Annotated in this window: 24 protein-coding genes; 14 read left to right on the forward strand and 10 right to left on the reverse strand. The window is 64.2% G+C overall.

Going from position 1 to position 22032, the window contains the following annotated elements:
* The gene (locus tag AC4D1W_RS15940; protein WP_490899399.1) at positions 1-906 is read left to right on the forward strand and encodes an FHA domain-containing protein; all 906 of its coding nucleotides are present in this window, start codon (positions 1-3) and stop codon (positions 904-906) included.
* Positions 907-917: 11 nt separating this feature from the next.
* Positions 918-1427, forward strand: coding sequence for a 2'-5' RNA ligase family protein (locus tag AC4D1W_RS15945; RefSeq protein ID WP_490892968.1), 510 nt, complete (start codon positions 918-920; stop codon positions 1425-1427).
* Here the strand turns inward: AC4D1W_RS15945 and AC4D1W_RS15950 are convergent.
* Both AC4D1W_RS15950 and purB read right to left on the reverse strand, forming a co-directional pair.
* The gene (locus AC4D1W_RS15950) at positions 1419-2339 is read right to left on the reverse strand and encodes an AEC family transporter (protein WP_490892969.1); all 921 of its coding nucleotides are present in this window, start codon (positions 2337-2339) and stop codon (positions 1419-1421) included. The two genes, AC4D1W_RS15945 and AC4D1W_RS15950, sit on opposite strands and share 9 nt — an antisense overlap.
* Before the next feature lie 27 nt (positions 2340-2366).
* Positions 2367-3806 carry an adenylosuccinate lyase gene (gene purB / locus AC4D1W_RS15955; protein WP_490899410.1) on the reverse strand — a complete coding sequence of 480 codons (1440 nt, stop codon included), beginning with the start codon at positions 3804-3806 and terminating at the stop codon, positions 2367-2369.
* A 168-nt stretch (positions 3807-3974) separates the two neighbouring features.
* On the opposite strand from purB, the gene AC4D1W_RS15960 reads away from it, so the two are divergent.
* Positions 3975-4271, forward strand: a complete 297-nt coding sequence (locus AC4D1W_RS15960) for a hypothetical protein (protein WP_490899400.1) — start codon at positions 3975-3977, stop codon at positions 4269-4271.
* Positions 4268-5533 (forward strand): hypothetical protein, encoded by a 1266-nt coding sequence (locus tag AC4D1W_RS15965; protein WP_490899401.1) that lies wholly within the window; start codon positions 4268-4270, stop codon positions 5531-5533. Before AC4D1W_RS15960 ends, AC4D1W_RS15965 begins: the two co-directional genes overlap by 4 nt.
* Here the strand turns inward: AC4D1W_RS15965 and AC4D1W_RS15970 are convergent.
* Positions 5495-5899, reverse strand: a complete 405-nt coding sequence (locus tag AC4D1W_RS15970) for a phage holin family protein (RefSeq protein ID WP_490899402.1) — start codon at positions 5897-5899, stop codon at positions 5495-5497. The genes AC4D1W_RS15965 and AC4D1W_RS15970 overlap by 39 nt on opposite strands.
* A gap of 103 nt (positions 5900-6002) precedes the next feature.
* Here AC4D1W_RS15970 and AC4D1W_RS15975 point away from each other — a divergent pair, with 103 nt between their 5' ends.
* The 4 genes from AC4D1W_RS15975 (at position 6003) to AC4D1W_RS15990 (ending at position 10863) form a co-directional block, all read left to right on the forward strand.
* Positions 6003-7142: a histidinol-phosphate transaminase gene (locus tag AC4D1W_RS15975; protein WP_490899403.1), complete on the forward strand. Its 1140-nt coding sequence runs from the start codon at positions 6003-6005 to the stop codon at positions 7140-7142.
* Positions 7143-7263: 121 nt separating this feature from the next.
* A complete protein-coding gene (gene pdhA, locus AC4D1W_RS15980; protein ID WP_490892974.1) occupies positions 7264-8436 on the forward strand; it encodes a pyruvate dehydrogenase (acetyl-transferring) E1 component subunit alpha in 1173 nt (390 codons plus the stop codon).
* Positions 8436-9410 carry an alpha-ketoacid dehydrogenase subunit beta gene (locus AC4D1W_RS15985; protein ID WP_490892975.1) on the forward strand — a complete coding sequence of 325 codons (975 nt, stop codon included), beginning with the start codon at positions 8436-8438 and terminating at the stop codon, positions 9408-9410. The genes pdhA and AC4D1W_RS15985 overlap by 1 nt, the downstream gene beginning before the upstream one ends.
* 10 nt (positions 9411-9420) lie before the next feature.
* Positions 9421-10863 (forward strand): dihydrolipoamide acetyltransferase family protein, encoded by a 1443-nt coding sequence (locus AC4D1W_RS15990; RefSeq protein ID WP_490892976.1) that lies wholly within the window; start codon positions 9421-9423, stop codon positions 10861-10863.
* 38 nt (positions 10864-10901) lie between these two features.
* Here AC4D1W_RS15990 and AC4D1W_RS15995 read toward each other — a convergent pair whose 3' ends face one another.
* Positions 10902-12203, reverse strand: coding sequence for an aminotransferase-like domain-containing protein (locus AC4D1W_RS15995; protein ID WP_490892977.1), 1302 nt, complete (start codon positions 12201-12203; stop codon positions 10902-10904).
* A gap of 46 nt (positions 12204-12249) precedes the next feature.
* Positions 12250-13251, reverse strand: coding sequence for a LuxR C-terminal-related transcriptional regulator (locus AC4D1W_RS16000; protein WP_490899404.1), 1002 nt, complete (start codon positions 13249-13251; stop codon positions 12250-12252).
* A 351-nt stretch (positions 13252-13602) separates the two neighbouring features.
* Here AC4D1W_RS16000 and AC4D1W_RS16005 point away from each other — a divergent pair, with 351 nt between their 5' ends.
* The 3 genes from AC4D1W_RS16005 to AC4D1W_RS16015 all read left to right on the forward strand — a co-directional run bounded on the left by AC4D1W_RS16005 (position 13603) and on the right by AC4D1W_RS16015 (position 15033).
* Positions 13603-13737, forward strand: a complete 135-nt coding sequence (locus AC4D1W_RS16005; RefSeq protein WP_275450934.1) for a hypothetical protein — start codon at positions 13603-13605, stop codon at positions 13735-13737.
* 96 nt (positions 13738-13833) lie between these two features.
* Positions 13834-14793 carry a lantibiotic dehydratase C-terminal domain-containing protein gene (locus AC4D1W_RS16010; protein WP_490892979.1) on the forward strand — a complete coding sequence of 320 codons (960 nt, stop codon included), beginning with the start codon at positions 13834-13836 and terminating at the stop codon, positions 14791-14793.
* 48 nt (positions 14794-14841) lie between these two features.
* Positions 14842-15033, forward strand: coding sequence for a hypothetical protein (locus AC4D1W_RS16015; protein WP_490892980.1), 192 nt, complete (start codon positions 14842-14844; stop codon positions 15031-15033).
* Positions 15034-15113: 80 nt separating this feature from the next.
* Here the strand turns inward: AC4D1W_RS16015 and AC4D1W_RS16020 are convergent, their stop codons facing one another.
* Together AC4D1W_RS16020 and AC4D1W_RS16025 are read right to left on the reverse strand one after the other, a co-directional pair.
* Entirely contained in the window at positions 15114-15677 is a 564-nt protein-coding gene (locus AC4D1W_RS16020; RefSeq protein WP_490899405.1) for an NADPH-dependent FMN reductase, read from the reverse strand.
* Between the two features lie 147 nt (positions 15678-15824).
* Positions 15825-16334 (reverse strand): MarR family winged helix-turn-helix transcriptional regulator, encoded by a 510-nt coding sequence (locus AC4D1W_RS16025; RefSeq protein WP_490899406.1) that lies wholly within the window; start codon positions 16332-16334, stop codon positions 15825-15827.
* Between the two features lie 141 nt (positions 16335-16475).
* Here AC4D1W_RS16025 and AC4D1W_RS16030 point away from each other — a divergent pair, with 141 nt between their 5' ends.
* The gene (locus AC4D1W_RS16030; RefSeq protein WP_490899407.1) at positions 16476-17498 is read left to right on the forward strand and encodes a Gfo/Idh/MocA family protein; all 1023 of its coding nucleotides are present in this window, start codon (positions 16476-16478) and stop codon (positions 17496-17498) included.
* Here AC4D1W_RS16030 and ald read toward each other — a convergent pair.
* Positions 17495-18607: an alanine dehydrogenase gene (gene ald, locus AC4D1W_RS16035; RefSeq protein ID WP_490899408.1), complete on the reverse strand. Its 1113-nt coding sequence runs from the start codon at positions 18605-18607 to the stop codon at positions 17495-17497. The genes AC4D1W_RS16030 and ald overlap by 4 nt on opposite strands.
* Before the next feature lie 296 nt (positions 18608-18903).
* On the opposite strand from ald, the gene AC4D1W_RS16040 reads away from it, so the two are divergent.
* Positions 18904-20121, forward strand: a complete 1218-nt coding sequence (locus tag AC4D1W_RS16040; RefSeq protein WP_490899409.1) for a PucR family transcriptional regulator — start codon at positions 18904-18906, stop codon at positions 20119-20121.
* Here the strand turns inward: AC4D1W_RS16040 and AC4D1W_RS16045 are convergent.
* Together AC4D1W_RS16045 and AC4D1W_RS16050 are read right to left on the reverse strand one after the other, a co-directional pair.
* Positions 20101-20484 (reverse strand): helix-turn-helix domain-containing protein, encoded by a 384-nt coding sequence (locus AC4D1W_RS16045; protein WP_490892986.1) that lies wholly within the window; start codon positions 20482-20484, stop codon positions 20101-20103. The genes AC4D1W_RS16040 and AC4D1W_RS16045 overlap by 21 nt on opposite strands.
* Before the next feature lie 493 nt (positions 20485-20977).
* Positions 20978-21751 (reverse strand): SDR family oxidoreductase, encoded by a 774-nt coding sequence (locus AC4D1W_RS16050; protein WP_490899411.1) that lies wholly within the window; start codon positions 21749-21751, stop codon positions 20978-20980.
* 167 nt (positions 21752-21918) lie between these two features.
* Here AC4D1W_RS16050 and AC4D1W_RS16055 point away from each other — a divergent pair.
* Positions 21919-22032: hypothetical protein (locus tag AC4D1W_RS16055; protein ID WP_490899412.1), on the forward strand; the 114-nt coding region annotated here is incomplete at its 3' end.

Genomic DNA, 22032 nt, shown 5'->3' on the forward strand with positions numbered 1-22032 from the left:
GTGTCACAGCGGGTACGCCTCGATATAGATCTCGCCTTCTCGCTCGCGGATACCGACGACGACGACGGCGCCACCGAAGAGAAACACGGCACCGTCAGCGCAGCCGGCTCCGAGGTGACCATTTACTGTGAGGATCCCTCGATAGCAGGTTTCGGCGGCCTTCCGTCACTGAACAGCGTGCGTGAGTTGGCAGCAAGCCTCGCCGACGAAGGCCTCACCGTGACGATCGCCGGCCCCGCGGGAACGCTGGTCAGCATTGGCAAGGTCGAGACGTCGATGGCCCAGCGTCTGATGACGCGGTCACCTCACATCCGTGCCGGGTCCCTCGCAGCGTTGGCGCCTTTGATCCGTGGAGGGAGCCGGAAGATCAACACTCCGCTGCTGCCGCCGTCGACCCCGTTTCCTCTGGTACCCACCGTGAACCGGCGCATCCGGCGTCAGGTGACCACTACCCACCACACGCCGGGCAGCGGACGTCCACGCCTCATCTTCGTGCAGGATTCCGACACCTGGAACGGGCAGGTTCCGCGTGAGGTGAATCTGGCTCAGGAGAAGATCGTCATCGGCAGCTCGCCTGACGCGGACCTGGTGCTTGAAGGGTTGCTTCCGGTCCACGCCACAGTGGAGCACAACGCTGATGACGAGTACGTACTCGTGCCGCACGGCCCCGTCCGTGGCAGCGTTCAGCCCGATGCTCCCTCAATCCTGAGGACCGGTGCACGCGTACAGCTCGGTGATTGGTGCCTCGCCTACTTCCGTGAGGAGTACGCCGATCATGGGCGTCCCTTCGGCGGCCGCAGCGGAGGCGAGCTGGCCTACCAGCGGCCGCAGTTCGACCCGCGGACGGGCGCGGTGGAGGAGGACGGCTCCGTCGGTATCGGCGATTACCGGCAAAACCCGCGCTGACCATGGACAGCGTGGAGCTCCTCCTTGATCTGCGCGGGGAGGAGCTTCTGCACCGGGACTGGGAGGCACTCAAGCAGGCAGGCCTTCCATCCCAGGCCAGGCACACCGCCGCGTCCAACCGTCCGCACATCACGCTGCTGGCTGCACCGCACATTCCTGCTGAGCACGACGGCGCCCTGGCGGCGCTCGTCGAGGTGTTGCCCCTTCCCATCCACATTGCCGGCCTTGTCACCTTCCGCACCGGTCGCGGGCAGGTGCTGGCGCACCTCGGCGTCGTCAGTGCGGCACTTCTCGAGCTTCACCGGGTGGTGCACGGCGTTCTGCGGGAGGTCCCGCAAGTCGCCGGTAATTGCCTCCCGGACCGCTGGGTCCCGCACATCACGCTCGCCCGGGGAATGAACTCCGCGCAGGTCGCCCAGGCAATGGACCTCCTGCCTGGCGACCACGGACTGCTCCCGCTCACCGCCCTGCGGCGCTGGGACAGCCACGAAAAAACGACGACCCTGCTGGGCTCAGGCTAGAAGTGCGGTCACGAGGATGAGCGACGGTACGGCAAGTGCCGAAGTGAGCACGACGACGTCGCGCGCGATCGGGATGCCCCGGTTGTAGCGGCTGGCGAAGAGGAAGGTGTTTTGCGCTGTGGGCAGCGTCGCCATCACAACTGCTCCGAAGAGCAGCTCGGATTCGAGACCGAATGCGAAGCGGGCCAGCAGATAGGCGATCACCGGCATGAACGCCGTCTTGATGAGGGTGGCAACGATGACTTCCGTGCGCACTTCCCGCGCGCCCAGCGGGCGGGTCCCACGCAGGGACATTCCGAAAGCCAGCAGGACCAGCGGCACCGCCGCGCCGCCCAGCAGGACGAGGGGCTCGTAGACCGGATCCGGGATGTCCACCCCAGTGAGCGCGACCAGCACTCCCAGGACCGATGCGATGATCATCGGGTTCCGGATGGGTTGAGAGGCGATGCGGCCGAAGGATGCCTTTCCGCCTGAGGCGATGTCCAGGAAGGCAAGGTAGAAGGGGACAAGAATGAGAAGCTGCACCAGAAGAACCGGCGCCACGGGCGTGGCGTCACCCAGCGCGTAGACGGCAATGGGGATACCGATGTTGTTCGCGTTCACGAAAGAACCGCTCATCGCGCCGACGGCCGTCTCCGCAGCACGCCGTCGGAACCAGATTCGGCTCAGCAGAACGTAGAGCAGGGCAGACGAAACCGAGGCGAGGAACGCCACCGGTGCGTAGGCGGAGAAGACCTCTTCCAGGTCCGCCGTCGCAAGGATCGTGAAGAGCAGTGCCGGGTTGGTGATGAAGAATGCCGTCCGGCTGAGCACCGGACCTGCGTCCCGGCCCGCAAGCTCGTACCTGCCTGCGAGGTAACCAATAAAGATGACGGCGCCCACGATGGCAAAGCCAATCAACACGCCCGCCATCGCAGGACCTCTCTGGTTCTGGGCTGGTTAGCGGAGGTGGTCTACGAGGGTGTCGGCGATGCCTGTGTAGGTTCCCGGGGTGAGTGCAAGCAGTCGTTCCTGGGCTTCGGGAGAAAGGCCGAGTTCCAGGACAAACTCACGCATCCGCTCAGCATCAACCCGGTGCCCGCGGGTGAGATCCTTCAACCGCTCATAGGGATCTTCCATGCCCGGCGTCCCGGCGATCGCTTCGGCGCGCATGACCATCTGAATGGCTTCACCGAGGACCTCCCAGTTGCTGTCGAGGTCCGCAGCCAGGACAGATTCGGCGACGTCCAGCCGTTCAAGGCCCTTGGACACGTTGGAGATGGCCAGCAGCGAGTGTCCGAAGGCTACGCCGATGTTGCGCTGCGAGGAGGAATCGGTCAGGTCACGCTGCCACCGCGAGGTGACAAGGGTCGACGCCAGGACGTCCAGCAGCGAGCAGGAGATTTCGAGGTTGGCTTCAGCGTTCTCGAAGCGGATGGGGTTCACCTTGTGCGGCATGGTCGAGGAGCCGGTAGCTCCCGCCACCGGCACCTGTGCAAAGTAACCGATCGAGATGTAGCTCCACACATCCGTGCAGAAGTTGTGCAGGATGCGGTTGAAGCGGGCCACGTCGGCGTAGAGCTCCGCCTGCCAGTCGTGGGATTCGATCTGGGTGGTCAATGGGTTCCAGGTAAGCCCGAGGCCCTCGACGAAGTCGCGTGCAACGGTCTGCCAGTCGGTTTCCGGTACGGAGGCGACGTGTGCGGCGAAGGTTCCCGTTGCGCCGTTGATCTTGCCGAGGTACTCCGTGCGGCGGATGCGCTGAAGCTGCCGTTCCAGGCGGTGCGCGACGACGGCGAGCTCCTTGCCCAGCGTGGTGGGCGTGGCGGGCTGCCCGTGTGTCCGGGAGAGCATGGGGACGGACCGCGATTCCTCGGCCATCGCCTTCACCTGGTCCACGAGGGATGACGCGGCGGGAAGCCAGATCTGCTCCACCGCGCCCTTCACTCCCAGGGCGTAGGAGAGGTTGTTGATGTCCTCGGAGGTGCAGCCGAAGTGAACGAGCGGCTTCAGGCGGCTGATGCCGATGCCTTCGAGCCGGCTGCCGATGAAATACTCCACTGCCTTCACGTCGTGGACGGTGACCCGCTCGATCTCTGCAAGCTCACCGACGGCGCTGCCGTCAAAGGTGGTGACAATCTCCCGCAGTGCTGCTTCCTGTTCACTGCTGAGCGCCTGCGTTCCGGGGAGGACGCTATTGCGCGTCAGGTGGATCAGCCACTCCACTTCCACGTGCACGCGATCCCGGTTCAGCGCCGCTTCGGAGAGGTAGTCGACCAGCGGGGCAACTGCTGGACGGTACCTGCCGTCCAGGGGTCCCAGCGCGATCGGGATCTGGCTCTCACCCTGGTGGATGGATACGGACGCAAGGTTGACCCGGGAGGAAGGAGTGTGCGGCATGCCTCCAATCATTCCACGATCGGCGGCATCCACCCGCTGCATGACAACTCCTCCACTCGAGCGGGATCGGGGCGGGATATCAACATAGGCGCACGTGCCCGACGCCGGCCCGTGCCTGCCGCCTACCGTTTTGGGCAGGCACAACCGCTGATTGAGGAGGGACCGGGCATGTATCCCAGTACCACGCCGGCACTACCGCGCGAGCAGGATTCTCATCAGGCTGTGCGGGACCTCGCCAGAGCGCTTCGGATCGAGGCGGAAGCCGTGGAATCGGTGCGTGAGCGTCTCCGGGGAGCCGAAGGTATCAGTTGGCACTCGCCTGCGGGGCAGAACTTCCGGGCGTACCTGGCTGAAAGGGCTAAGACTGTGACGGTCACGGCTGCACATCTGCGTGAAGTGGCTCTCGCGCTTGATGCCTACGGCGTGGCACTGGCCAGTACCGAGGGGAAGGGCGCCCTCGCATGACAGCTCCTGATCCAGACCTCAAGCCGATCGTTACGCCCGCCGATACAGAGGGGGTGGCGAGGGTGATCGGCGGAGTCGGCGGTATCCGTTTCCAATGGGATGAGTTGGACAAAGGCGCGCAGATCGTCAGCGATGCCGCAGCGGAACTGCAACGAATATGGGTAAGTATCAAGTGGATCGAGCTGCGCCTGTCGGCGGTCCGATCGCTCAGCGACCTGCTTGCCGCCGGTACCTCCGCCGCAGCGGGCGCAACAGCCACCGAGGGGATCCATGCGGGTCTTCAGCGGCTCTCGGAGGATAGCTCCGCCCTGGATGGAACAGCAGACAGGATCAGAAGAAGCCGCCTGACGTATGAGCTTGCTGAAATCAGCACCAGGGATCACATCAGCCATGCCGTTGCAGAAGTTCTCCCATCGGTGCCCTACCGGTCCACACCCGTGACGTTGACGCACACGAGAACTGACTCGATTCAGTTGCAGGGGACTGTGGATGGTCTGTTGTCGCGGGTGTCCAAAGCCCGGGATGAGCCCGGATCGTCCTTCGAGGTCCTGGAAGTGGCAGGCCAATCCGGACCGACCTATGTCGTTGTAATCCCCGGAACGGAGTGGACAGATGCGGGCCAGCCCTTCAATGGGGATGGAATCGCCGAATCGAAATTCGAGGACAGCAGGCATGTCAATGAAGCGGTGGCGGGCGCTCTTGAAGGAGTGGGCGCAGAGGCGGGCGCCAACGTCGTGCTGGTCGGTTACAGCCAGGGAGGAATGCACGCGGTAAATCTCGCGAACAGCGGGCGGGTGCATGAAACGTATTCGGTTGATCTGGTTGTTACGGCAGGATCTCCCATCACCGAGGAGGACGTTCCGCAGAGCACCACCTTTCTCCACCTTGCCCACGAGGATGATCACATCCCGACGTGGAACTTCGCCCCCGTCACGGACCGGCCGAACCAGGTATCAGTCATGCTTGATCATCCGGTCGAGTTGGCCCCGGGCGAGGTCTTCGGCCTCGGTCCCGCCCACAAGATCAGGAGTTACCGGGAGGGTGCGCGGGCGGTTGACCTGAGCTCGCATCCGTCCATCGCACCGATCACGGCTGCGCTCAGCACGGCTGTGGCGGGAACGTCAGCCAAGCGCCACGTTTTCCAGATCACCAGGGCGCCTTTCTCCGGTCCTCAGTCAGCTCCGGCAGGCACACGCTCCAGCAACCATCAGGCCAAGGCAGGCTCAGCGCCTGGTGCCGGTGATCGTTCCCGCGACAAGTGAGACCAGGCTGATGATGATCGCCCCGAGGATCGCGGTCCAGAAGAAGTCGTCCACCACGAAGTTGATCGGGGTGAATGAGGTGAGCCACGAGGTGAGCATGAGCATCCCGGCGTTGATGATGATCGTGAAGAGGCCGAGAGTGAGGATGGTCAGGGGAAGCGAGAGCAGCGATACCACTGGTCGAACCAGGGCGTTCACAATGCCGAACACCAGACCGACGAAGAGGAAGGAGAGCACGCTTTCGACTGTTTCGTCACTGGATACTTCGACGGCGGCTTCTGAGCCCAATTCGATGCCGGGTAACAGCCATGCCGCCACCCACAGGGCAAGAGCGTTGATGAAGACTCTCACAATGAACCTGAGCATGGACTTATGCTGTCACACCCGGTCAGCCTGATCCGCTGCCTGACCAAGGTTTCCAGTGCCGGCCGTCGCCCGCTGACCAAGCCTCGCCAGTACGCTTGTGCACATGAGTGCACCCGAAAACCACACCGACGTTGCTGCGGAAGAGGTCACCCGCATCCACCCGCGCAGCGTACTTGGTCGACTGCCCCGTTACGCCGCCGGGAAACCCCCGGTGGTCATCGAAGGGCTGGAGAGCTACAAGCTTTCGTCGAATGAGAACCCACTGCCGCCCCTCCCCGCGGTACTGGAGGCCATTGCCCAGCAGACCCAGGTCAACCGCTACCCCGACCCGATGACCACAACCCTGCGCACCGAGCTCGGTGCCTTCCTGGGAGTGCCGCCCGAGGACATCGTCACCGGCGCCGGAAGCCTCGGCGCACTCAACCAGATCCTCGCCGCATTCGCAGGGCAAAACGACTACGACGCACCCGACGAAGTCATCTACCCCTGGCGGTCCTTCGAGGCGTACCCGATCTGCGTGGGGCTGGCAGGCGCCACAAGCGTGCAGGTTCCCCTGCTCCCGGACTCAACCCACGACCTCGATGCCATGGCCGCAGCCATCAACGAGCGCACCCGCGTCATTCTCCTGTGTACGCCAAACAACCCAACCGGCCCCGCACTCAGCGAGCAGGAAGTGAGGAGTTTCCTTGCCCGAGTGCCGACCAATGTCGTCGTCGTGCTGGATGAGGCCTATGTGGAATTCGTTCGAAAGACCGACGCCGTAGAGGGACTCCCGCTCTACCGCGACTATCCCAACGTCGTCGTCCTCCGCACGTTCTCCAAGGCGCACGGCCTCGCGGGGCTACGGGTGGGGTACTCCATCTCCCAGCCCACTCTCACCGAGCACCTTCGCGTCAGCGCCACGCCCTTCGCGGTATCCCAGATCGCCGAGCACGCCGCCGTCACTTCACTGCGCCACATCGACGAGGTCCGGGAGCGAGTGCAGAGCATAGTTGACGAGCGCTCTCGGGTGGTCGGCGGATTGAGGGACCTCGGATGGCAGATCCCGGAAGCAGAAGGAAATTTCATCTGGCTTGCACTGGGGGAGAACACTCCGGAGTTCGCTGCGCTCGCAGAACAGCAAGCCCTCTCAGTGAGGGCATTCGGCACAGAGGGGATACGGGTCAGCATCGGAGAACCCGAGGCAAACTCCCGCTTTCTCGAGCTCTGTGCAACCTACACAGGGGGCCCAGGCGTTTCCTAGCACTTCACAAATAGGTGGTGGGCGCCGTCGTCGCTACTCTAGTAGACTGCGCATGCACTCTAGTGCATGAACCAGCAAAACATATACTACCCACGGAATATTACCTGCGAGGAACCAGAGTATGGCAACACCCCGCCTGCCTGCAGCCGAGTTCGATGCAGAGGAGCAGCTCGACGCGCACCACCTCCCCGAGTCCCCCCGGGACCCCTCTGGAATGGTGCAGATGCTCACGCCCGAGGGCGAGCTGAAGAATCCGGACTTCAGGGGCTATGCCCCGGCCGAGGACGAGCTTGCCGCGCTCTACCGGGAGATGTATCTGATCCGACGGTTCGATCAGGAAGCCACCGCCCTGCAGCGGCAGGGTGAGCTTGCACTCTGGGTGCCGATGCGCGGCCAGGAGGCAGCCCAAATCGGCTCCGCCCAAGCCATGCAGGCGCAGGATTACGCATTCCCCACCTACCGCGAGCACGGTGTCGCCGTCTCCCGGGGGGTGGCCCACACAGACTTGCTCAAGCTGTTCAGGGGCGTCACGAACGGCGGTTGGAACCCGAAGGACTCCAACTTCCACCTGTACACGCTGGTGCTCGCAGCGCAGTGCCTGCACGCTGTTGGCTACGCCATGGGGATGCAGCGTGATCAGGTCGCGGAGCCGTCCGCGCCGAAAGCAGCCACCGTGGCCTACTTCGGCGACGGGGCCAGCTCCGAGGGCGACGTCCACGAATCCATGGTCTTCGCCGCCTCCTTCAATGCCCCGGTGATCTTCTTCTGCCAGAACAACCACTGGGCCATCTCAGTGCCCACCGAGGTCCAGTCACGGGTTCCGCTGGCACACCGCGCCCACGGATACGGTTTCCCGGGCATCCGGGTGGACGGCAACGATGTCCTCGCGGTGCAGGCAGTGACCCGCTGGGCCCTGGACCGCGCACGCAACGGCGGAGGTCCGGTTCTGATCGAAGCGTTTACCTACCGGATGAGCGCGCACACCACCGCTGATGACCCCACCAAGTACCGTCTTGCCGCAGAGGAAGAGCAGTGGGTGGCACGTGACCCGCTGACCCGGGTGGAACTCCGCCTGCGCGCCACCGGTACCGGAGATGACTTCTTCGAGCAGCTGGAGGAGGAAGCGAAGGCGCTTGCCGCGAAGCTGCGCGCCGGGGTCCTGTCCATGGAAGCGCCGGGCCTGGAGCATCGGTTCGCTACCACCTATGCGGAAGCGCACCCGCTCATCCAGGAAGAACTGCAGGTTTGGCGGGACTACGAAGCCGGGTTCGACGTCGAGGAAGGTGCTCGCTGATGGCTGTGATGACCATAGCAAAGGCCATCAACGAGGGACTGCGGGCCGCGTTGAGCGCACACCCGACCGCCCTCCTCATGGGCGAGGACATCGGGGACCTCGGCGGCGTCTACCGGGTCACCGAGGGCCTCAAGGCCCAGTTCGGGCCGGACCGCGTGGTGGATACGCCCCTCGCCGAGTCGGGGATCATCGGCACCGCCATCGGGCTCGCCCTCCGCGGGTACCGGCCCATCTGTGAGATCCAGTTCGACGGATTCGTCTTCCCGGCGTTCAACCAGATCACCACACAGCTGGCAAAAATCCATGCGCGCAGCGACGGGCTCCTGACCGCACCGGTCGTCATCCGGATCCCCTACGGCGGCGGGATCGGGAGCGTTGAGCACCACTCCGAGTCACCCGAGGCGCTTTTCGCCCACACCGCCGGCCTCCGGATCATCACGCCGTCCAACCCGCATGATGCTTATTGGATGATCCAGCAGGCGGTCATGTGCGCGGACCCGGTGATCGTGTTCGAGCCGAAGCGCCGTTACTGGTTGAAAGGGGAGGTGGACGTGTCAGCGGTGCCGTCGAGTCCCTTCCAGGCCGAGGTGCTGCGGGAAGGCAGCGACGCCACCATTGTGGCCTATGGTCCGCTGGTGCCTGTTGCCCTCGCCGCGGCGAACGCCGCCGCTGAAGACGGCAGAAGCGTCGAGGTCATCGACCTGCGTTCCATCTCACCCATCGACTTCGATACCGTCACGGCCTCCGTATTGAAGACCGGGCGGCTGCTGGTCGCGCATGAGGCCCCCACCTTCGGCGGCATCGGCGGGGAGATCGCCGCACGGATCACCGAGCGTGCGTTCCTGTCCCTCGAGGCGCCGGTCACTCGGGTAGGCGGCTTTCACCTGCCGTATCCCACCGCACGTACCGAAGAGCACTACCTGCCGGACCTCGACCGTATCCTGCACTCGCTCGATACGGTGTTCGCCTACTAGAAGGACTCCCATGACGCTGAATACCTTCAACCTCCCTGACGTGGGCGAGGGTCTCACGGAGGCCGAGATCGTCCGTTGGCAGGTCCAGCCCGGCGCAACCGTCGCCGTCAATGACGTCATCGTGGAGATCGAAACCGCCAAGTCGCTCGTCGAACTCCCGTCGCCCTACGCAGGTGTGGTTGCCGAGCTCCTCGTCCAGGAGGGCGAGACCGTGGAAGTGGGAACGCCCATCATCTCGGTCTCGGACAGCGCGCCGGCAGATCCGGGCAGTGCTGCGGAGGAGCCGCCGGCCGCCGAACACGTGCCGGGCGAATTCGTCACTCCGCCGGCGGCAGCGCCGTCATCGGATGCGAACGCGCCTCTGGTCGGAACCGGTCCCAAAGCCGATTCCTCCCGCCGCAGACCGCGCAGCAACCGCCCCGCCAGCGCCCCGGAAACACCAGCGACGACGACGGCGCCGGCACCCGCATCGGCGCACGTCACCGATGTGCAGCCGGCTGGCAGCGCAGCAACACCGTCCGCTACGGCACCGTCGGTTGCAACACCGGTAGCAGCAGCACCGCCCGGCGCGTTGCGTCGCGCCCTCGCGAAGCCGCCGGTCCGCAAGGCCGCCCGCGATCTCGGAATCGACCTGGCCGACGTCCCCGCCACCGGCGGCTCCGGAGAGGTCACCAAACAGGACCTCCTGAGCTACCAGGCGCAGCGGGACGCCGAGCAGGACCACGCGCCATCGTTCTGGGGAGCTGCCACACGTCCGCAGGATGAGCGGATTGAGCGCATCCCCGTGAAGGGCGTCCGCAAAGCCACCGCCCGGGCGATGGTCGAAAGCGCCTTCTCCGCTCCGCACGTGAGCATCTTCGTGGACGTCGACGCCTCCCGGACCATGGAGTTCGTGAAACGGCTGAAGGTTTCACGGGACTTCGAGGGGATCAAGGTGTCACCGCTGCTGATCCTCGCCAAGGCTGTCATTTGGGCAGCAGCCCGGAACCCATCGGTCAACGCGACCTGGACGGACCAGGAAATCCTGGTCAAGCACTTCATGAACCTCGGTATCGCGGCCGCCACGCCCCGCGGACTCATGGTGCCGAACATCAAGGATGCCCAGGATCTCTCCCTGAAGGAGCTGGCGCTCGCGCTCAATGACCTGGCCTTGCGCGCACGGGCCGGCAAGACCCAGCCCGGGGAGATGCAGGGCGGAACGCTGACCATCACGAACATCGGCGCCCTCGGCATCGACACGGGAACTCCAATAATCAACCCGGGTGAAGTGGCCATCGTGGCGTTCGGAACCATCAAGCAGAAGCCCTGGGTGCTCGACGGCGAGGTCATACCGCGCTGGATTACCACCCTCGGCGGTTCGTTTGATCACCGCGTTGTCGACGGTGACCTGAGCGCCAGGTTCATGGCCGACGTCGCGTCGATCCTTGAAGAGCCGGCGTTGCTGCTCGACTGATCCGTGAGGGACGCCGACGGCGGAGATTCCGCCGTCGGTCAGTTGCGGGCGGAATTATTCTCGATCGCAGTCTGCAGGATCGGCGCGAGACGTCGGACGCCCTCCTCGATGTCCTCCGGAGAAACCGCGCTGAAAGCCAGACGCAGCTTGTTTGACGGTTCGTCCGAGGGCGTGAACGCGGCTCCGGGGATGAAGACGACGCCGGCATCAATGGCCTGGTAGAGCAGCGGGTACGTGTCCACGCCCTCCGGCAGGGTGACCCAGATGAAGAAGCCGCCGTCCGGTGTGGTCCAGGAGGCGCCCTCCGGCAGGTGCTCGGCTAGGGCTTTCAGCATGGTGTCGCACCGCTCGCTGTAGAGGGAGCGTGTGTTGGAGAGGTGCCCCTGCCAGTCGTAATCGCTCAGGTACGCGGACACCAGCATCTGCGTCAGCGGCGACGGGCACAGCACCACCGCTTCGCACGCCAGATAGAACCGGCGATGCAGGTGCCGTGGAACAAGCGCCCAGCCAAGGCGGACGCCGGGAGCGAAGATTTTCGAGAATGAGCCGAGGTAGATGACGTCGTTCGGGTTGTCGGCCCGCATCGGCGGCAGGGGGTGCCCGTCAAAGCGGAGCAGACCGTACGGATTGTCCTCGAGGATCAGGATGTTGTTGGCGCGGCAGATATCGACAACACGCTGTCGCCGGTCCGCGGCCATGGTTATGCCGCTCGGGTTGTTGAAGCTGGGGATGGTGTAGAGCAGCTTGATGCGGCGACCCTCCGTGAGCAGGTCCGCGATGCACTGCTCGAGTCTTTCCGGCACGAGACCCTGCTCATCCATCTCGATAGCCTGCACGTCCACCTGGTAAGCCTCAAAGGTATTTAGGGCGCCTACATACGTCGGGTCTTCACACAGGATCACGTCGCCGGGGTCGCAGAAGACTTTGGCAGCGACGTCCTGCGCGGACTGCGAGCCGGTGGTTACAACGATGTCTGCCGGATCCGCATCGGTGATTCCTTCGGCGGCCATCACCTCGCAGATCTGGCGGCGGAGCTGTTCCATGCCCTGGCCGCCGCCGTACTGCAGCGCCTCCAGGCCATGCTCGGAAATGAGTCGCTCAGCGGTCTTCCCCAACTCCTCCAGCGGAAGCGACTTCAGGTACGGGCTCCCACCTGCCAGCGAGACGAGTCCGGGCCGGATGGAGATGTCGAAGACGTCCCGGACGGCGGACTGTTTGATGTTCGCGGCCCGCTCGGAGAACAGATCCTCGTGTCGGTGGGCCGACTCCGCAGCCCGTTCGAGGGCTACCTCGGTTTCGGCGGGCAGCAGCGTCGAGTTCAGTTCATCCTGAGAGGTCACGCGTCGAGTCTAGAGGACACGTTCACCGATAGACAACAGAAGTTGTCTATATCCACCCTGCCTGGCACGCTTTGATGCCCGCCTGGAAACGACTGTCCGCGTGCAGGGCCTCGAGCATCCAGGCGATGTGGCGCCGGCAGGTGCGCACATTGATGTCCAGGCGCCGGGCGATGACCTCGTCGGAGTAACCGTCCGCGAGGCACTTGAGGATGGCCCGCTGGGTGCTGTTGAGGGGGGAGGGTTTCGGCTCGTCAATGAGGAAGGGCTCGCTGAGCTCCCAGGCGAACTCAAACAGCTGGGTGAAGATGTGGATCAGGTGAGGATCCCGGACTACCAGCGCCGCCTTGTCGTCGTGCTTGAGCTGACGGGCCACCAGTGCGAGTTTCCGGTCGAAGATCAGCATGCGGAGCGGGACACGTGGCAGCGCACCGAACTGCCCGCCTCCGGCCGTGATCGCCGCGACCGCCTTGCGCGTTGGAACGTGGTCGCGTGTGCTGACATCGTAGAGCGTCTTGCGCTCAACGCCCTGGCTGAGCAGCTCCAGATCCTTCCGGACGTTCTCCTCCTGAACATCCGCCGTCGATCCCTGGCCGGGCTGGGCAATCAACACCTTCTCGCTGACGTCCCTCCCGTAATCGATGAGCACCCGATGGATGAGATGCGGGTCTTCCAGGGTCTCTATCGAGGAGCTGGTGATAACACCTTTTCGAGCTTCCAGGTAGGTCGGCACTAGGGTGGACAGTTCCCGTCGTCGGGCGCTGATCCTTGACCGGAGGTCCTGCACCGCCCGCTCATCTGCATCGACGAGATCGGCCAGCGCCACATCGGGAGAAACGGCAACATATGCGTCCGGAGAGGCCCCCTGCTCGCTCAGCAGCCGGCGTTCCACGAGCACTTCCATCGCCGAGTCAATCTCCCGTAGGGTGTAGCCAAGCGCCTCCGAGGCCTGCGGTTTGGTCCATCCCGGGTGGCCGACAGCATAGCGGTATAGCTCAATGGACATACCGTCGAGCATCCGGGTTCCCTTTCCTGCTGGCTGCGTTCTCATGGGTAGCCTACAGACCCGCCGTCGGGGTCCTGCTTTCGGCGTCCGCGCTGGTCGCCGCAAAGCCCGAAAATGACGCCGAAAAACATGACATGCCAGCTTAATGACATCGCTGCCGCGCCTGTGCGATTTCCGTTCCCAAGACCCTCAAATCAGCGGAAATACAAGGCATGCAGGCCTGACACCAGGGACCTGTGAAGGGTCCACAGGAGTCTGGATGTCCGCATCAGGTCATGTCCTGAAGAGGGCCTCGTCTCAGCTGGACACGCCTTGAGAGCCACGCACATGCTGGATTTACCGGCTCGACGGCGACCGGGACAGCGTCACATGCAACCTGACGGAAGGGAACGTCCAGTGAAGAAGATCATCGGCGCAGCCGCAGGCCTCCTTGTCGCAGCAGCAGCTCTCGCACCGGCCACCCCGGCAGTTGGAGCAGCAAGCTGGGATTGGCCAAAGACCGTGACCGCGAGCTGGGACTGGCCGAAATAAGACCAGTTGCATAGCGTTTCAGGCCTTTATCGCTGAAGCTGGAACGCCCAAAGACTCGCCCCAGCGGGGGTAACCATTAGCCCGAAGGAGGATGCCATGAGTCAGCTGACAGCGGTTCGAACCGCCTCACGAACAGCACTCAGCGCTCAATGGTGGCATCTCTCCACTCATGCAGGCGGTTTCGATGTAGCGGACGGCATCATCGCAGACCTGGTTACCCCGCTGGCGGCGCAGGCTCAAGTACTACGAGCCGGAAGATGGTTCTACACGCGAAGTGTAGAACCATCTGCTGTTCAGGTGCGTCTGCACATCCTGGCGCAGCCCGCAACCATCGAAGGGCTGCGGACGGCGCATCAGTTGCTGCTGAAGCGCAACCCCGACACGTTGGCCGCACTGCCCTCCCGCCAGTCCATTTCCACGCCGGCCACCAGCGGGTACTACCTGCGCGGTGTCGAAGACGCCGACCCTCAGCTCGAAGCCGAGCTGTACAAGTACGGCGGAGTCGAGGGCCTTGAATTGGCAGAAGAAGTATTCGAGCTTTCCTCCGAGTTGGCGGCATGGGGAACGCAGCGTTTCTCAAAGATGCACAGCCGGTCCGCGTTTGCCGCGCTGGTCCTCTTCGACTCTGCACGGAGCATGATGAGAGGCTCCCGTTCCGCGAGTTGGGCTGATCGGCGGCGGATCTCCTGGAACTATTACTGGGACAGCCATCTCAGGACCTGCACCCCTGATCTCGGCCCACGAGGCCCCGCAGTCCGGGAAGCGATTATTAACCAGGTGAACGCGAAAGTACCCGCTTTCCAAAGCCTGATGGCTGCAACGGCTGCCGAATCAGCGGTACACAACTGGCGGCGCCGGTGGTTCCGTGCGGTGGACGCCTACCTTTACCGCGCAGACAAGGCACGCGTAAGCCGAAGCGCCCAGCACCTGACCGTGCACCAGGCCCATATGACTTTGAACCGCCTTGGTTTCAGCCGCCGCGAGGAAGCCGTCCTCGGCTTGTACGCCCGCACGTGGAGCGCAGACCGTGAACGCGTCCTGTTCAACCGGAATTGACTACGTCCTGCTCGATCGTCCACCTAAGACGAGAAAGGAAAGTGCAGTATGGCCTACAACGAAGACGTCATCCTCGCCGCTGACACACACGACTTGAGCGAAGCATTGGGATGTTCGCCCGACACCGTGGAGAATCTTCGCGGAATGGGAGTGATCGCCTCCCAGGGAGAGCTCTGGGAAGTCGGAGCCGCGCGGGACTACCTTCGCGACGCCGCCTGGGCCGATAGCCTCTGGCACTGAATCAACCCAACAGAAACCGCCGGGACACTGAACGCAAAAGCCCGGGCCCTCATGAGTCCGGGCTTTTCAGTGCGGGGGCTTTATGCTGCGGCGCCCACAGCGACGCCCTCCAGTGACTTCACGATGGACCGAAGCTGCTCAACCACTTCCTCGTCATCCTTGGGGTGTACGTCCGCGAAGCGTGTGATCGAGCTGGGGATGGACAGCTTCGCGTCCTCAAGGACACGGGCGCCCGCCACCGTGAGAGAGCGGCGTGCGTCGTCGTGGGCCCACACCCCGCCGTACTGACCGAATGCTGAGCCGATTACCGCGGCGGGCTTCCCGCTGATGGCCCCCGCGCCGAAGGGACGTGACAGCCAGTCGATGGCGTTCTTCAGGACGGCCGGCATGGTTCCGTTGTACTCCGGGGAAACCACCAGCACCGCGTCGGCGTCCTGGGCCGCTGCCCGCAGCGCGGCGCCGGCCGGGTGCCTGGCGGCGTCATTGTCGTTGTCTTCGTTGTAGTACGGGATGTCGGCGAGTTGGTCGAACTGAACCACGTTTACGCCCTCGGACGCACGCAGCGCGAAGGCTTCAGCAAGTTGTTGATTGATGGAACCTTCGCGGAGACTTCCAACGAGCGTGAGAACAGTGAACTTCGCCATAAATTACTCCTCGGGGCGCTGTGGCGCAGGCGCGCCGATCAAGCTTTACAGGAGTTAAAACTCTCTCTTGGAATCCGCTATTCCGGCGCCGGCTGTGACATGCACGACGCCGGCCTGTATCTCACCGCTCCAAGGACCCGCAAGCGCCTACGTGGCGTCCAGGGCCCCGCCGTCCCGGAGGCGACTGATCAGGGAACCGAGCTCCATCCGGAGAGTGGTACTTTTCTCCGCGAAAAGCTCGTCCTCGAGGGAACGCGCCTCGGCGAGGGCTTTGCTGCCCGTATCGGTGATCGAGTGGACGTCTTCCTCCGCCTCCACGAACCCCAACTCGGTCAGGTTGTTGATCGAGGTTTCACTGACGGACCCGGAGAGGAGGCACTGTGCGGCGATCTCCGACACGGTAGCTTCCCCCAGTTCTGCAAGGCCGCTCAGTACGGACAGGTCGAGGGGGGTCAGCCCGAGTTCGGCCAACTGCGAGTGCAAGTGCTGCTGCACGAAGTGGGCCGCTGTGGTGAGCATGAGGCGCGTCGAGTGCGTGTCTACTGTCACGCCGTCGGCTTGACCGATTTCAGCTCCACCGGAAGAGACCGGCGAAGCGGGCACGTCAGCGCTGAAGTCTGGAGTGGATTGAGGGCTGAGGTCCTGGGCAGTGGCCATTGAGGTCCCTTGGGTACGAGGAATTCCGCGGCCACTGCTTGACCGAGGATTGATCATAGTATGGCTTCGCGAAGTCGTAAACTCCGTTGTCTTCGTCCTTCGGCTGGTGCCGAAGAGGAGTTGCGGCCCTAGGGTTGGGGCATGGAGAAAATCAGGACTGCCCTCATCGGATTCGGCTTGGGCGGAAGGGTTTTCCACGCCCCTTTTATCAGCACCAATGGCCGGTATTCACTCGATGTCGTCGTGACGTCCAACGAGGACCGTATCGCCCAGGTGGAGACCCAGTACCCCGAAGCCCGGATTCTCCGCACCGTCGACGAGCTGTGGCAGCAGCTCGATCAGCTGGATCTCGTGGTGGTGAGTACGCCTCCCGCCACTCACGCACCGCTGGCGGAGCGGGCGCTCAGGGGAGGCACCGCCGTCGTTGTTGATAAGCCGTTCGTGGTGGATTCAGCAGACGGCGAGCGGCTCATTGACCTCGCCCGGGAGGAAGGGCAGCTGTTGACCGCCTTCCAGAACAGGCGCTGGGACGGCGACTTCCTGACCGTTCGGAAGCTGCTCGAGGAGGGCCGGCTCGGGACGGTTCGGCGGTTCGAATCCCGGATGGAAACGTACAAACCGCTGGTCACCAAGCCGTGGAAGGCCAGGAGCGGGGCCGAAGAGGGCGGCGGGATTCTCTACGACCTCGGCCCCCACCTGATCGACCAGGCGCTGCAGCTCTTCGGCGACGCGGAACTCATGCACGTGGAGCGCGCGGCCCATCGGGAAGTCGAAGGGCCCGACGACGACGTCTTCCTAGCTCTTCGGCACTCCTCGGGCGTAATCAGTCACCTCTGGATGAACGCCCTCGCGCCGCAGGCGGCACCGCGGTTCCGGGTCACCGGTTCGGAGTCGGCGTACACCAAGTGGGGAGTGGACGTGCAGGAGGGCGCAGTCGATGCTGGGATGCTGCCCACCGATCCCGGTTACGGCGTCGAAGACAAGCTGGCGTGGGGACTGCTCGGGTTCGATCATGAAGCCACACGCCAGCCCACCGAGAACGGCAACTACCCGGCGTTCTACGAGGTTCTTGCAACGGCGCTGCAGGACGGTGGTCCTGTTCCGGTCGATCCGGCGGACAGCCTGCGCGCCCACCGGATCATCGAGGCCGCGTACACCTTCTAGACGAGCTGGCGCCAGTCTTCGGTGAGGTCAAGGCCATGGGCCTCGGACACCGAATGGTGCGCCACCGCGCCGTCGGCAATATTGAGCCCGTGCGAGAGCGCAGGAATTGCCTCGAAGGCACCGCGGACTCCCTTGTCCGCCAGCGCTATGGCGTAGGGGAGGGTCACGTTGGTCAGCGCGTAGGTCGACGTGTTCGGAACGGCCCCGGGCATGTTGCCCACGCAGTAGAACAGCGACTGGTGGACGGTGAACGTGGGGTCCTCGTGGGTGGTCACGTGCGAGTCCTCGAAGCACCCACCCTGATCCACCGCAATATCCACGAGCACACTGCCAGGCTTCATCCGCGAAACCATGTCGTTGGTGACCAGCTTCGGCGCCTTGGCACCCGGGATGAGGACCGAGCCGATGACCAGATCGGCGTCCAGCACAGCGCGCTCGATCTCGAAGGCGTTGGACGCGATCGTCCTGATCCGGCCCGCGTACTGGGCGTCGAGTTCGCGCAGGCGTGCGATGTTGATGTCCATGACGGTGACGTCCGCGCCGGTTCCCACGGCCATCGCCGTAGCATTTGTGCCGGCAACACCGGCTCCGAGGACAACCACCCGTGCCGGACGGACGCCCGGCACGCCGCCCAAGAGGAGTCCGGGACCTCCGGCCGGCGCTGTCATGACCTGTGCTCCCACCTGGACGGAGAGGCGCCCGGCCACCTCGGACATGGGCGCCAGCAGGGGCAGCGCCCGGCCGTCCTGGACGGTCTCATAGGCAATCGCCGTGACGCCGGATTCCATCAGCGCATGCGTCAGCTTCGGTTCAGCCGCGAGGTGCAGGTAGGTGAAGAGGACGAGGCCCTGCCGGAAGCGGTGGTATTCCTCGGCAATCGGCTCCTTGACCTTCATGACCATGTCGGCGCGCGCCCAGACGTCATCGGCGTCGTCGACGATCTCCGCGCCCGCGGCGACGTACTCAGCATCGGTGATGTTCGATCCGACGCCGGCTGACCGCTGCACCAGGACCGTGTGACCGTGGGTGCGGAACTCGTGCACGCCCGAGGCCGTAATGGCTACGCGAAACTCGTTGTTCTTCACTTCTTTGGGGACGCCGATGATCACGGGATTCTCCGTTTACTCTCAGGTTGAGTTAGGGGTCGAGCAGGGAGTTTGTGGCTCCGCAATTACAGGATACGAGCGCTTCTGCCGCGCGGACAGGGCGCAGATCTACCCGCCCGCGCAGGGATGAACGACGACGTCGGGTACTGGCGTTGTTGCTTCTGCGCCATTCTGGGCACTGGAGCGGATCAGGGGCGAATGTGACCTGGGCCACTAACATGAAGTCGCTCGGTATTCCAGTCGACATTTGTCGAGTTGTGGAGCGCCAAGTGTCGTCGCCGCGGTCCTAGGATGAGTTGGTGCAGACAACGCAGGTGGAGCTCGAGGTGGAGCGGATAGCCGTTCGGCTCGGACGCGGGCTCTCCCTCGAGGACCTCGACGGTGTGCTCCTCGCCTACAGCAGCCACCAGTCGTCCGCTGACCGCGTTCGCGTCAACTTCCTGTTGAGCAAGAAGGTCCCTGCGGACGTCAGCGCCTGGCAGCTGCAGCACGGCATTACGACGGCGGTGCGTCCGGTGTCGGTCCCCGCGAACCCTGACCTCGGGATGCTTGGGCGGGTGTGCGTTCCACTGCTGGTTCGCGGCTTCCGCGTCGGGTATCTGTGGGTACAGCAGGATGCCGGCGAAGACACCGCTGCGCACATCCTCGAGCAGCTGCCCGGAGTACGGGAGGACGTCGACCGGCTCGCCGCGCTGCTGCTGGAGGACAATACGGCAGGCTCCGAGCACCGCACGCGCAGGGAGAGGGTCTTTCTGGCGGCGATCTCCGGAGACGGCCGTGCACTGGAGGAGTGCGCGGGGTGGCCGGAACTGGACGGCACCTCACCATGGCAACTTACGGTGCTGGTCGATCGTCCGTCGGGCCCACGGTGGGCATCTCCGGATTCGGAGGATGCCACCCTGGCCCGGCGCACCGCAGCCCTGCAGTCCACGGTGGGCGCCGACGTCGTCGTCTTCAGTGCCGGTGAGGCATCGCACTCAGTCCTTCTGGTACGTCACGACGCCGGTCTGGCTGAGCTGGCGACGGTCCGGCGTCGTTATGGCGAGCGGCTGGTGGCAGTCACGGGAGCCGGGAACACCGACCTCACCAGCGGTGCCAGCGAGCCCTTCGGCGCCCCGGATGGTCTGGCGGGTGCATACGTGCAGGCGCGGTCCGCGGCGCAGGCAGCCGCCGTGGACCCACAATTCGGTGACGCCGTTGACTACCGCTCGATCGGGGCGTACCAGTTCCTGGCGGGCGGCGGCTGGCAGGCGTCTTCACCGCGTTCGGTGTACTTCGCGGAGCTGGAGGACCACGACCGCAACAATGAGCTCCTGCCCGTACTGGAGCTGCTGTTCGACAAGAACGGTTCGGTGCAGGATGCGGCGCAGCAACTTCACCTGCACCGCAGCAGTGTCTACAACCGGCTTGCTCGGGTGCGCACGGTGATCGGCGTTGATCCGCTGAGCGGGCCCGTCCGTCTGGAATTGCACCTGGCGCTCAAGGCGCGGCGGTGGTCACGGCGTCCCCGCATCTGACTTCTTCTGGGAGGCCAGCCAGGCGTCGATCGCGTCCCGCCTGATGCGCCGGTGCGTTCCCCGGTACTCGACCGGGATTACGCCGGCGTCGGTCAGGTTCCTCAGATAGGTGTGGGAAATGCCGGCCGCTTCAGCAGCCTGCGAGGTGGTCAGCGTTTCCGCAACGGAGGAGACGGTCACGGAGTCTCCCGATGCCAGACGCTGCAGAAGATCGACGACGGCGTCCCGTGCCTCAGTGGGAAGCTTCACCGCGGTGCCGTCAACGAAGACGGTGACGTCGCGGTTCTCCGTCAGCGCCCGCGAAAGCGACCGGCGCTGCGCGTCGGAGAGTGCCGGGGCGGTGCGTGCGCGGGCTCGAATCATAAACCTTATTCTGCCAATGGCTTTGCTTATCATCACAAAACGCTTCCGTAATTAGCGCACAAAAGGTATCGTAATAACTCTCCCCTACTAAGCGAGCTTAGTGGTCATCAGCCATGACAACTTGCAGTTGGACGGTGAATGAACAATGACGATTATCGACCCAGACCGTCGAAGTACCTCGCTGGCCTCGACCGGGCAGCTAGTGGATCGGGATAGCGCGTTGCCCTGGTGCGATGGCTGCCGAACCGACGAGTTCCTGATTTATGAGGATTTTGTTCCTGCTCGAGTCTCCTCGGAAGGGCGGGATCTGCTTCCCGCCAGTGTCAGCTATTCCTGCTCTATGTGCGGCTCGTTCAACGGGCACCAGGTCCCACCGATGTGGAGCCCTCCGCACTGGTTCTGGTACAGCTGAGCACTTTCGCCAAGTTTACGAAAGCCCCTCGTCTGCGGGGGGCTTTCGCGTGCACGGAGCCGCTTCTCGCAACCACGCGGGTTAGCCGCGTCCGATGAAGGGCATGCCGCTGGCCGTCATCACGACAGTGCCGATGCCGGCCGATGCAGGCAGCTGTGCCATATGCAGAATCGTGCGAGCTGCCTCCTCAACGGGGAACGTGGGCTCAACCCGCCGGGTGCCGTCCGCCTGCAGCGCTCCGTCGCCGACGCCCAGCGTGGTCATGAGCGCCGTGTGGGTGTTGCCGATGTCGATCTGCCCGCACGTGATGCCATAGGCGCGGCCGTCGAGTTCGATCGACTTGGTGAGTCCCGTGATCGCGTGCTTGGTCGCGGTGTACGCCACCGACCGGGGACGCGGAGTATGCGCGGCGATTGAGCCGTTGTTGATGATCCGGCCGCCCTGCGGGTCCTGCTCCTTCATGGCGCGGAAAGCCTCCGCCGCACACAGGAACGAGCCGGTGAGGTTGGTTGACACCGTGGACGTCCAGTCCTCCACGCTGATTTCGTCAACGGCTCCGGCGGGACCGTAGGTGCCGGCGTTGTTGAACAGCAGGTCGACCCGGCCCCAGTGTTCGCGAACCTGGCTGAAGAGGTGAGCAACGTCGTCGGGCCGGCTGATGTCGGCGGGGACAATCTGGGCAAGCTCCCGCCCTCGCGCGGTCTCTTCGAGGGGGTCGCGGCGGCGTCCGGTCAACGTGACGGCCCATCCCGCCTCGAGGAAGGCGTGCGTTACCGCCCGCCCAATGCCGGAACCGGCGCCGGTGACGACGGCGATACGTGGAGGGCGGTGTGACGGCTTGTCCATGATTCCCATTTTTGCAGGCATTGACCCTATAGTAATGGAATTATAGTTCCGTAATGCGAAAGTCAACCTTTGGGTTGAACACATCACGGACGTCGACCAAATGCCGCATCGTGAGGGCGCGATGCCGGAGACATTGAATCGAGCGGGCAGTTCCGCGCAGCGAAAGAGGGTTTGGCATGGTTGCTGATCAGGGGATTGTGGGTTCGGGTACCGGTGGGGACACGGATCCGGAGGAAACGGCTGAGTGGGTTGAGTCCTTTGATCAGCTGGTTGACGTGCGTGGTTCTGAG

Source organism: Arthrobacter sp. TJ-170, assembly GCF_058269305.1.

What these genes read in the sequence shown, in the direction of transcription:
- AC4D1W_RS15950 (WP_490892969.1), bottom strand. Translation starts at nt 2,339, where the DNA reads ATGGCGGGCGTGTTGATTGGCTTTGCCATCGTGGGCGCCGTCATCTTT.
- purB (WP_490899410.1), bottom strand. Translation starts at nt 3,806, where the DNA reads ATGCCGCACACTCCTTCCTCCCGGGTCAACCTTGCGTCCGTATCCATC.
- AC4D1W_RS15960 (WP_490899400.1), top strand. Translation starts at nt 3,975, where the DNA reads ATGTATCCCAGTACCACGCCGGCACTACCGCGCGAGCAGGATTCTCAT.
- AC4D1W_RS15965 (WP_490899401.1), top strand. Translation starts at nt 4,268, where the DNA reads ATGACAGCTCCTGATCCAGACCTCAAGCCGATCGTTACGCCCGCCGAT.
- AC4D1W_RS15970 (WP_490899402.1), bottom strand. Translation starts at nt 5,899, where the DNA reads ATGCTCAGGTTCATTGTGAGAGTCTTCATCAACGCTCTTGCCCTGTGG.
- AC4D1W_RS15975 (WP_490899403.1), top strand. Translation starts at nt 6,003, where the DNA reads ATGAGTGCACCCGAAAACCACACCGACGTTGCTGCGGAAGAGGTCACC.
- pdhA (WP_490892974.1), top strand. Translation starts at nt 7,264, where the DNA reads ATGGCAACACCCCGCCTGCCTGCAGCCGAGTTCGATGCAGAGGAGCAG.
- AC4D1W_RS15985 (WP_490892975.1), top strand. Translation starts at nt 8,436, where the DNA reads ATGGCTGTGATGACCATAGCAAAGGCCATCAACGAGGGACTGCGGGCC.
- AC4D1W_RS15990 (WP_490892976.1), top strand. Translation starts at nt 9,421, where the DNA reads ATGACGCTGAATACCTTCAACCTCCCTGACGTGGGCGAGGGTCTCACG.
- AC4D1W_RS16000 (WP_490899404.1), bottom strand. Translation starts at nt 13,251, where the DNA reads ATGAGAACGCAGCCAGCAGGAAAGGGAACCCGGATGCTCGACGGTATG.
- AC4D1W_RS16010 (WP_490892979.1), top strand. Translation starts at nt 13,834, where the DNA reads ATGAGTCAGCTGACAGCGGTTCGAACCGCCTCACGAACAGCACTCAGC.
- AC4D1W_RS16015 (WP_490892980.1), top strand. Translation starts at nt 14,842, where the DNA reads ATGGCCTACAACGAAGACGTCATCCTCGCCGCTGACACACACGACTTG.
- AC4D1W_RS16020 (WP_490899405.1), bottom strand. Translation starts at nt 15,677, where the DNA reads ATGGCGAAGTTCACTGTTCTCACGCTCGTTGGAAGTCTCCGCGAAGGT.
- AC4D1W_RS16025 (WP_490899406.1), bottom strand. Translation starts at nt 16,334, where the DNA reads ATGGCCACTGCCCAGGACCTCAGCCCTCAATCCACTCCAGACTTCAGC.
- AC4D1W_RS16030 (WP_490899407.1), top strand. Translation starts at nt 16,476, where the DNA reads ATGGAGAAAATCAGGACTGCCCTCATCGGATTCGGCTTGGGCGGAAGG.
- AC4D1W_RS16045 (WP_490892986.1), bottom strand. Translation starts at nt 20,484, where the DNA reads ATGATTCGAGCCCGCGCACGCACCGCCCCGGCACTCTCCGACGCGCAG.
- AC4D1W_RS16050 (WP_490899411.1), bottom strand. Translation starts at nt 21,751, where the DNA reads ATGGGAATCATGGACAAGCCGTCACACCGCCCTCCACGTATCGCCGTC.